This is a genomic window from Sphingobium sp. FW306-1B-F04DB, assembly GCF_058781925.1.
This window is the reverse complement of sequence record NZ_JBYSXE010000050.1, coordinates 25169-32315: the sequence shown is the minus strand read 5'-3', so window position 1 is coordinate 32315 and position 7147 is coordinate 25169. Positions and strand designations below refer to the sequence as shown.

Sequence of the window (7147 nt, the reverse complement as noted above, 5' to 3'; positions counted from 1 at the left end):
CTGGACCAGCGCTTGGGGGGGGGGGTACTGGCCCAGAATGGAATGGCGAGGGTGGCAGGACTCGAACCTGCGATCACGGTTTTGGAGACCGATGCTTTAGCCGCTAAGCTACACCGACGCATACTGATGTGGGCGAGGCTGCGCCCCAATGGGGACAATTGGTTATCGGTATCCCGGCCTCGCGCGTCCTTGGGGTCGTCAGCTCGTCCGCGAGCGGAGGGCCTACCCTTCGGAGTACGAATCAAAAACCCGAGCACTTGGCCCGGGCGCATTCCTAGAAATCGCGATTTGCATAGCATGGATTTAAAACAGGGTCAAGACACATCGCGGATATATTTTCAGCTGCGCGGTGGCGGCGCGGGTAACGGCATCCAGTGCGTGGGGCGGCAGCCGAAAGGTACGCGCCCCCACGCTTCCCACCGATCGTGGGTATATTGCCCCACGAGGGGTTGATGAAACCAACCCTGATCGTCCGACCAGTAGCGGCCCCACAGCAGAACGAGCGCCCCGTCCTTGGGCGCTGTCTCAATTGGTTGCCAGTCCATCATAAACCCCTCCACATAGCTATCAGGCTCAACACAAACCCCACGCTCGCCTTTGCGCTGGCGATGCGCTGCGGGGGATTGTCGGCCATGTCCTCTGCCGACTTACCCACGCCGTAATCAAAGCGGGCAATGTTCTCAAACACGTTCCAGACCCGCGAGGGGATGCGGGTTTTGTAAAGCGCCAGCTCGGACAGGGCTTCATGCTGCGACCATCCAAGGCCGTTGTTCTCGCAGCGGATGCGCTGGCCATATCCCGCAATAAGGTTGCCGTGCGTGCCAGCCTTCTCCCAAAGCGAGAGGCAATGCTCATAGGCGTTGCGCTCGGGTTCCTCGAAACCTGGACCACCCGCAAGTAGCCATTCCTCAACCTTGTTGCGCGCGAGATTGCGAACCACCTTGGCAAGCCCCTTCTTTCCGCCAAGCTCGCCGGACAGGTCAACCACAGTGGCCTCCCGATAGTCCCCGTGCTGCGCCATGAACCGATCGACGATCGGCACTTCAACCGGAGCGGGCTTTCGTTTCGTCCGCGACCTCGCCATTATGCGTCCCTCCATTTGTAGCCGTGTGCCCACACCGTCTCTATCGGATCTTCCCCGGTCATCGTCCTCAGTGTCCTGCGTATCCGGTATATCTGCGTTCGAAGCACCGCACTCACCCCGTCGAAGCCCAGGCGCGATTCCAAAGCATCCTTGCTGATCGGGCGCGGCGCTGACTTGGCTATGCTGAACACGATCAGCTGCTGGTCAGGGCTGAGACATACCGTCTTGCCGCAATGCGCTACCGTCGTGGGGGCTACTGTCCACGGGCCTAGGGTGACGGGCTCGTCGCGCCTGAGGTTGTAGCCGCAATGCGGACACATCGCGCTCATCGTTCAGTCCTCTTCCACAGGTACATCTGCTCTCCACAGCCCCAGCACTTGGGAGGGTTGGGGTTGATGCTTTCGGTGCGGCATCCGCAGAGACATGCGTAGTGGTTCACGGCGCACCTCAGTTGTAGTTGATGAAGTGCCAGCCCTTCTGGCCATCGACGAAGTATTCGCGCTGCATCCCGCGCTCCTTCATCGACCGGTTCCAGTCATCGCACTGGCGCTGAAGCAGCACGAACTCGTCATAGCTCTGGCGGTACGGTTGCGATGGCTCGACAAGTGCTTCCTTGGCGAGTGCGATCAGTTCGGACGCCTTCGGGAGATACGGGCTTTTCATCACCCAGCGGCTGATTGCAGCCTTGAGCTGGGCTGGCGGAACGTCAGAGCAGTCCTCCGCCAGCAACGCGACTTTCGCGCCGTGCTCTTCCGCGCCCTGACCATTCGGACGATACCGGAGCCCCAGTTCCTGGATCATTGTCCTGATCTTGCTCGGCACCTTCCCGGAGACGGGCAAGGTATTCCTCCCCCCGGTCGATGAGATTTTGTCCGCATTCGGGTTGTTGATGATTTCCATTGCGCTGGTCCTTCGGTCTCGGGTCGTAGATCCCGCCCCATCCGTGGGCGGCTGCGTGTTCGAGAAGGCGTCCGGGTGGCCACTCGGCGTCCGAATGGCGGGCGATGTCGTCGAGGAAGCGTTTGTAGGCGGTCGCATGGTTCTTCATGCGCTTAGCCTTCCGGTTCGACATGAAGTCGGCCCAGACCTGAGCATCTGCCCAATCGGGTTTTGGGAATTCGTCCCGCTTGCGTTCGCGCGACGAAGATTGCGTAGCAATCTGAGTAATAGGTTCCCTAACAGTATCCGTGTCCCGTTTTTGGGACTGTTTCTCGGAAAAATCGGTACTGTTCCGTTTTTGGGACTGTTCCGTTTTTGGGACTGTTCCGAGATGCAGCCGATACAGCTTGATCTGCCTGGTATCGCCGCGGCGCTCTCCACTGTCCGATATCAAGCCCATGCCCTCCAGTTCGGACAGGCAGTTGATGACCGTCTTGCGGTTCAGGTCGGTGAACTCGACCAACCAAGCGATGGACGGATATGCGCCGTCGCACTCGTCATTGTGGCGATCGGCAAGGGCGAGCAGCACCAGCTTGCGGCTTGCGCTACCCGGCTTGCATTTGCCGGCCCATGCGAGTGCGGCGAAGCTCACTGCGCGCCCTTCTCCAGACGCGCACCCATCACCAGCACGTCAACACGCGGTGCGAGGCTGTAGCGCTTGGTTGCAGCGATCTCGACAACCTGCGCGTCATCGCGCCAGACAATGCCGTTGAGGCCGTCAAGTATGGCTTTGCAGTAGTTGTCCAGATCGGGCCTGCTAGCGGGCTGTATCCGCCCTAGCGCGGCTTCGTCCTGCTTCTTTCGCGACCAGGATTGCGGGATGGGCAGACATGCCTCAATGCACAGACGTAGCGGCGCCTCCACGGGCGGCTCCCCTCGCATTGCCTGCTGGCCTGCAAGCGCAACGCGGTTCTCGAACGAGGCCGTCTTGCCGGGTGTGTATGCCATAGGCCGTCCACCACGTATGGCGAAGCGCGCCCTCCCCTTTGCCACTGGCGGGCCGGGTATCGAGAATTGAGCGACCATGCTCATGCGCTCTCCAGCGCGTAGCAAAGCTGGGCATAGTCAGGGTCGTCGTGACGCAGCTTGCGGGCCTTGCGGACGCCGTAGATGATCGTGGTGTGGTCGCGATCGAACAGGTGGGCTATCTGTGTGCAGCCCCTGCCCGCCTCCTGAAGCGTAAGCATGATGGCGTAGCGCACCGGCACGACGTAGGTCTCACGGCTCTTGCCGACCAGTTCAGCGACACGCAGGCCAGTCAGTTCGGCTGCGACCCGGAGAAGGTGGCGATATTGAGCGCGTGCGGGGTTGCCAGCATCGCACACCGGGGCGGCATAGCCCATCGTGAGGGACATGGCGTTCATGCGCGCCGCTCCTCTACATAGCGTTCGGCCCAATGGATGCGGTCGTTATCGTTGGAGCGCTTCGGGTAGCTCTTGACGGGCAACCCCTCGTCACGGCGCATGCGCTCCAGTGTACTCTGAGACACACCGATGATCTTTGCGGTGGCCTTCGCGCCATGCTCCAGCAGCAGTGCGCGGAGATTGGCCGGCGCGGGCTTTTTCGTGTAAACGCGGTTTGCCGGCTTGGCCTCGTAGCGCCTGCCGCCGACTTCCCCGATCCAGCGTGTGACGATGCTGCCGCAGGTGCGGTAATGGACGGCCATTTGCTTAACGGTCATGTGGTTTTGCATGATGGCGAAGTCGCTCGGCACGGGACGCAGATACCGTCCCCGCTTCGTGGGGGTGTAACCGCGGGCCTTCAGCTTGCTAATGACGGGCTGGTGCAGACCAAGAAGCTCGGCGGTCTGATTGACGCCATACGTCCCAACCAGGCGGCGGATGCGCTCGCACAACTCCGGTGTGAAGTCAGCCACAGATGTTCCTCCGATACTTTTCGCGATTGATGAGCTTGTCGAGCCATATGCGGGCTCTTGCTTCGGTCAGGATGCAGAGGCCGCGACCTTGTTTCACCTGATGCCAATCCCGATCTGATCGAGGTCGTATTGGGCTTGGCGCCGTGTTTCGCGGTCGCGGATCTGACCGGCAAGCAACATGCCGATCCACACCTTGCGTTCTTCGGTGAGGTGCGCCGCGCGGTTCTTCCGGTAGCTTTCGACCTCGAATGACTGCGCGGTCTCGGCGACGATGCGAGCAAGTTTCGCTTGCGGTGCCGTGCGGCGATCTGCGCGCCAGCGGCGGATGAAGCGGATCATGAGAAGAAGCCTCCCCAGTAGAGAAGCGGCACAGTGACAAAGAGCCACGTGAAAAGCAGAGCTCCCGGCGTGCCTTCGTACTTGCCTCGGGCGAATGCCGCGCAAAGTCCGATGAGGGCCAGCAGCAGGTAAATTGCCTGTGGAATGCCGATGCTGATCACACCGCCCTCCCATGGCTCGACAGGGGCAGTACCGTCGCTATCAGGGCGTCGGCTGCGTTCGTGGTTGCCTGTTCCTCAGTATGGTCGATGCGGTTGTCTGCTGCTGCCTTGCCGATGGTCCCGAGATGGCAGAGCGCGTCAGAGACGATCTGCATAGGCTGGAGAACTTCGGGGTCTTCCAGCGGGCTTGCCGAGTAGCCGATAAGGGCCAGAATGGCGTTGACCGCTCGGGGGCCGAGGACGACGGCAATGGACAACGCGGCCGAAAGCGTGGGCTCGCGCTGTTCCCCCTGATCGCCAGCCATATAGGCTTGGATGCGACGTGCCTTGACGCCGCTTTCCTCCGCGATCTGCGCGACGGTGAAGCGCCGGGGGTGGACATTGACCGCTTGATGAAGCTGGCGGCCAATCGTTTCGATTACGCAATCGCGCGAAACAATCGGCGATTCTTCCACAGACGTAATGACAGTCATGATCTACTCCCGGTGTCATGAAAGGGACGAAACTCAGTGAAGGGATCGGGGCGACCGGGCTGCCATGCGGGCGGTACGGCGCCCCAGTCGTCTTGGGCGTCCTGATCGAGCGGATCTTGAACGGCCTCCGCGATCGCTTGTGCGAAACCGACGAGCCGGAATATGAGATATGCCCCGCCAGCAACGGCGAGGGTGGCTCCAATGCCGATCAATGCGACCCGATCGGCATTGGAGCCTTGCGCGCCAAGGGGAGCGCGCTGTGTGAGTGTGTGCCCCCCGGTCATGGTCAGGCCGCCCGGTCTTGCGCGGGCAGCGCCACGATGGTCTCCATGTGCTTGTCGGGTATGCGGCCCCTTTCCCACCATCCCTGCACAGTCGTATGATTTGTGTGGCCGAGTGCGCGCGCCAACGGCCTGATGCCGCCGTGCTCGCTGATCATTTGCCTATGGGAAATCATGCTGCGAGCGTACGCTATGAACGTACGGCTGTCAACCTACCAATCGTACAGTCGCTCTGCGATATCCTTGATATGGCAGATACGGAAACCATCGGGGCAACTCTTGTCGCACTGAAGAAGCGCGCGAAGATGTCACTTACCGAGATAGCCAAGGCTGCGGGCTATGCGGGGCGGTCCTCCGTACAGGACTATTTCAACGCCGATTACGACAAACCTCGCCTCCCGTACGACATAGCCCAGAAGCTTGCCGAAGCTCTGTCGGGGAAAGGCGAGCCGCCTATCCGTCGGACAGAGGTGACAAGCCTGGCTGGCGCGGAGGCCGGGATAACTCTGGCACCTGAGAATGAACGAGCTTTAGAGCTGGCCGTTGTTTACGTCGCCCACAAGTTCGGCGTTCGGGTGGGCCGCGACGACCCTCAGGTCGCACGAGCTGCGAAAGCTCTGAGAGTACTTCTAGCGCTAGAAGCCGATCCTCGCGAGAGAGACCGGCTGTTCCTTGAGTGGATCGAGGATCAGGAGCCGCAAACGCAAGCCTGATATAGCGGCGTACGAGCTGGCAATCAGGCGTGCAGGGCCCGCATCCCTGTGGGCACGTATCATCGTTCACCGTATACTCCCCTATACCCGGAACATTCTGGCAACACTGGTCATACGGCGTACGATAGCTGTAGGAAACCCCACACGTTTTCTTAATTTCCGGAATCTCTCACCGGCATTATTCTCGCATCTACCCAATAGCGGCTCGAAAGGTTAACGACCCGTTAACGATGCGCTGAACCGTTGAACCGGTAATTTTACGTACGGAACGAACGTACGTTTTGTGATTGACACACGTACGGTTGCGGCGTACACCTCCCTCATCAGCCATGACGGTTGATGGGAGATGACAGATGAACGTCCGCGAACTCCGCGACAATCTGGACCGGCTTATCGCCGCAGACGCGCACAACGCCGATCTGGAAGTGACCTACGGGCAGAACATGGATGCCGTGCAAGGCGGTCTTATCGCGAAGACCGACGGTCGGGCGACCCTGAACCTCATCCCCTTCAAGTTCAGCGCGGGCGCTTTCTAAACACACATTGGGAGAACGACAGATGGCCGAGGCCGCACAGCACACCGAAAAGGTCGAAGTCTGCAACCGCTGGACGAACCGCGTCCAGTTCACCGCAGAAATCACCTGCAGCCCAGACGCGTCGATCGGCATAAAGCTCGGCCTGGCAGTCAGGTGGGCGAGGCGAAACGATGCCGACCTGCGCGATGCCGACCTGCGCGATGCCGACCTGCGCGGTGCCGTCCTGCGCGGTGCCGACCTGCGCGGTGCCGTCCTGCGCGGTGCCGACCTGAGCGGTGCCGACCTGAGCGATGCCGTCCTGAGCGGTGCCGTCCTGAGCGGTGCCGACCTGCGCGGTGCCGACCTGAGCGATGCCGACCTGCGCGGTGCCGACCTGCGCGATGCCGTCCTGAGCGATGCCGACCTGCGCGGTGCCGACCTGCGCGATGCCGTCCTGCGCGATTTCCCCGTCAAGATCGAGAATATCCACCAGAAGGTCTATGCGGCGGCCTCTGTGCCTCAGGCGCTCAATATGCGCGATTGGCACACTTGCGAGACGACGCACTGCCGCGCCGGGTGGGTCGTGACGCTGGCCGGGGACGCTGGACGCGCGCTTGAGTGGTCGATGGGGACCGGCACGGCTGCGGCCCTGATCTATGCGGCCAGCGATCCGAAGATGGAGCGCACCCCTAACTGGATCGACAGCAACGAAGGCGCGCTCGCTGACATGAAGCGGCTCGCTGAAGCCGAAGCACAGGAGGCCTGA

Annotated in this window: 15 protein-coding genes; 3 read left to right on the top strand and 12 right to left on the bottom strand. The window is 61.3% G+C overall.

What is annotated here, in order from left to right:
- Nucleotides 1–338: 338 nt before the first annotated feature.
- The 12 genes from AC3WJD_RS17980 to AC3WJD_RS17925 form a co-directional block, all read right to left on the bottom strand.
- Nucleotides 339–545, bottom strand: a complete 207-nt coding sequence (locus AC3WJD_RS17980; RefSeq protein WP_492748102.1) for a DUF551 domain-containing protein — start codon at nucleotides 543–545, stop codon at nucleotides 339–341.
- Nucleotides 545–1084, bottom strand: a complete 540-nt coding sequence (locus tag AC3WJD_RS17975; RefSeq protein WP_492748098.1) for a hypothetical protein — start codon at nucleotides 1082–1084, stop codon at nucleotides 545–547. The genes AC3WJD_RS17980 and AC3WJD_RS17975 overlap by 1 nt, the downstream gene beginning before the upstream one ends.
- The gene (locus tag AC3WJD_RS17970) at nucleotides 1084–1404 is read right to left on the bottom strand and encodes a winged helix-turn-helix domain-containing protein (protein ID WP_492748101.1); all 321 of its coding nucleotides are present in this window, start codon (nucleotides 1402–1404) and stop codon (nucleotides 1084–1086) included. The genes AC3WJD_RS17975 and AC3WJD_RS17970 overlap by 1 nt, the downstream gene beginning before the upstream one ends.
- A gap of 127 nt (nucleotides 1405–1531) precedes the next feature.
- On the bottom strand, nucleotides 1532–1747 hold the full coding sequence (locus AC3WJD_RS17965) for a hypothetical protein (protein WP_492748097.1): 216 nt from the start codon (nucleotides 1745–1747) through the stop codon (nucleotides 1532–1534).
- A gap of 43 nt (nucleotides 1748–1790) precedes the next feature.
- The gene (locus AC3WJD_RS17960; protein ID WP_492748096.1) at nucleotides 1791–2615 is read right to left on the bottom strand and encodes a helix-turn-helix domain-containing protein; all 825 of its coding nucleotides are present in this window, start codon (nucleotides 2613–2615) and stop codon (nucleotides 1791–1793) included.
- Nucleotides 2612–3049, bottom strand: coding sequence for a RusA family crossover junction endodeoxyribonuclease (locus tag AC3WJD_RS17955; RefSeq protein WP_492748099.1), 438 nt, complete (start codon nucleotides 3047–3049; stop codon nucleotides 2612–2614). The genes AC3WJD_RS17960 and AC3WJD_RS17955 overlap by 4 nt, the downstream gene beginning before the upstream one ends.
- A 2-nt stretch (nucleotides 3050–3051) precedes the next feature.
- Entirely contained in the window at nucleotides 3052–3387 is a 336-nt protein-coding gene (locus AC3WJD_RS17950; protein WP_492748095.1) for a helix-turn-helix domain-containing protein, read from the bottom strand.
- Nucleotides 3384–3899 carry a hypothetical protein gene (locus AC3WJD_RS17945; protein WP_492748094.1) on the bottom strand — a complete coding sequence of 172 codons (516 nt, stop codon included), beginning with the start codon at nucleotides 3897–3899 and terminating at the stop codon, nucleotides 3384–3386. Before AC3WJD_RS17945 ends, AC3WJD_RS17950 begins: the two co-directional genes overlap by 4 nt.
- 93 nt (nucleotides 3900–3992) lie before the next feature.
- Complete coding sequence (locus tag AC3WJD_RS17940; RefSeq protein WP_492748093.1) at nucleotides 3993–4238, bottom strand: hypothetical protein; 246 nt, start codon at nucleotides 4236–4238, stop codon at nucleotides 3993–3995.
- Nucleotides 4235–4399: a hypothetical protein gene (locus AC3WJD_RS17935; protein ID WP_492748092.1), complete on the bottom strand. Its 165-nt coding sequence runs from the start codon at nucleotides 4397–4399 to the stop codon at nucleotides 4235–4237. The genes AC3WJD_RS17940 and AC3WJD_RS17935 overlap by 4 nt, the downstream gene beginning before the upstream one ends.
- Nucleotides 4396–4872 carry a hypothetical protein gene (locus AC3WJD_RS17930; protein ID WP_492748090.1) on the bottom strand — a complete coding sequence of 159 codons (477 nt, stop codon included), beginning with the start codon at nucleotides 4870–4872 and terminating at the stop codon, nucleotides 4396–4398. The genes AC3WJD_RS17935 and AC3WJD_RS17930 overlap by 4 nt, the downstream gene beginning before the upstream one ends.
- Before the next feature lie 286 nt (nucleotides 4873–5158).
- Nucleotides 5159–5311, bottom strand: coding sequence for a carph-isopro domain-containing protein (locus tag AC3WJD_RS17925; RefSeq protein ID WP_492748089.1), 153 nt, complete (start codon nucleotides 5309–5311; stop codon nucleotides 5159–5161).
- A 90-nt stretch (nucleotides 5312–5401) separates the two neighbouring features.
- On the opposite strand from AC3WJD_RS17925, the gene AC3WJD_RS17920 reads away from it, so the two are divergent.
- The 3 genes from AC3WJD_RS17920 (at nucleotide 5402) to AC3WJD_RS17910 (ending at nucleotide 7147) form a co-directional block, all read left to right on the top strand.
- On the top strand, nucleotides 5402–5866 hold the full coding sequence (locus AC3WJD_RS17920; protein WP_492748088.1) for a hypothetical protein: 465 nt from the start codon (nucleotides 5402–5404) through the stop codon (nucleotides 5864–5866).
- Between the two features lie 353 nt (nucleotides 5867–6219).
- The gene (locus tag AC3WJD_RS17915) at nucleotides 6220–6402 is read left to right on the top strand and encodes a hypothetical protein (protein WP_492748087.1); all 183 of its coding nucleotides are present in this window, start codon (nucleotides 6220–6222) and stop codon (nucleotides 6400–6402) included.
- Between the two features lie 22 nt (nucleotides 6403–6424).
- On the top strand, nucleotides 6425–7147 hold the full coding sequence (locus AC3WJD_RS17910; RefSeq protein ID WP_492748086.1) for a pentapeptide repeat-containing protein: 723 nt from the start codon (nucleotides 6425–6427) through the stop codon (nucleotides 7145–7147).

Coding starts and splice junctions, on each gene's coding strand:
- AC3WJD_RS17920 (WP_492748088.1), top strand. CDS start 5,402: ATGGCAGATACGGAAACCATCGGGGCAACTCTTGTCGCACTGAAGAAG.
- AC3WJD_RS17910 (WP_492748086.1), top strand. CDS start 6,425: ATGGCCGAGGCCGCACAGCACACCGAAAAGGTCGAAGTCTGCAACCGC.
- AC3WJD_RS17930 (WP_492748090.1), bottom strand. CDS start 4,872: ATGACTGTCATTACGTCTGTGGAAGAATCGCCGATTGTTTCGCGCGAT.
- AC3WJD_RS17970 (WP_492748101.1), bottom strand. CDS start 1,404: ATGTGTCCGCATTGCGGCTACAACCTCAGGCGCGACGAGCCCGTCACC.
- AC3WJD_RS17955 (WP_492748099.1), bottom strand. CDS start 3,049: ATGGTCGCTCAATTCTCGATACCCGGCCCGCCAGTGGCAAAGGGGAGG.
- AC3WJD_RS17925 (WP_492748089.1), bottom strand. CDS start 5,311: ATGATCAGCGAGCACGGCGGCATCAGGCCGTTGGCGCGCGCACTCGGC.
- AC3WJD_RS17950 (WP_492748095.1), bottom strand. CDS start 3,387: ATGAACGCCATGTCCCTCACGATGGGCTATGCCGCCCCGGTGTGCGAT.
- AC3WJD_RS17975 (WP_492748098.1), bottom strand. CDS start 1,084: ATGGCGAGGTCGCGGACGAAACGAAAGCCCGCTCCGGTTGAAGTGCCG.
- AC3WJD_RS17940 (WP_492748093.1), bottom strand. CDS start 4,238: ATGATCCGCTTCATCCGCCGCTGGCGCGCAGATCGCCGCACGGCACCG.
- AC3WJD_RS17915 (WP_492748087.1), top strand. CDS start 6,220: ATGAACGTCCGCGAACTCCGCGACAATCTGGACCGGCTTATCGCCGCA.
- AC3WJD_RS17965 (WP_492748097.1), bottom strand. CDS start 1,747: ATGAAAAGCCCGTATCTCCCGAAGGCGTCCGAACTGATCGCACTCGCC.
- AC3WJD_RS17980 (WP_492748102.1), bottom strand. CDS start 545: ATGGACTGGCAACCAATTGAGACAGCGCCCAAGGACGGGGCGCTCGTT.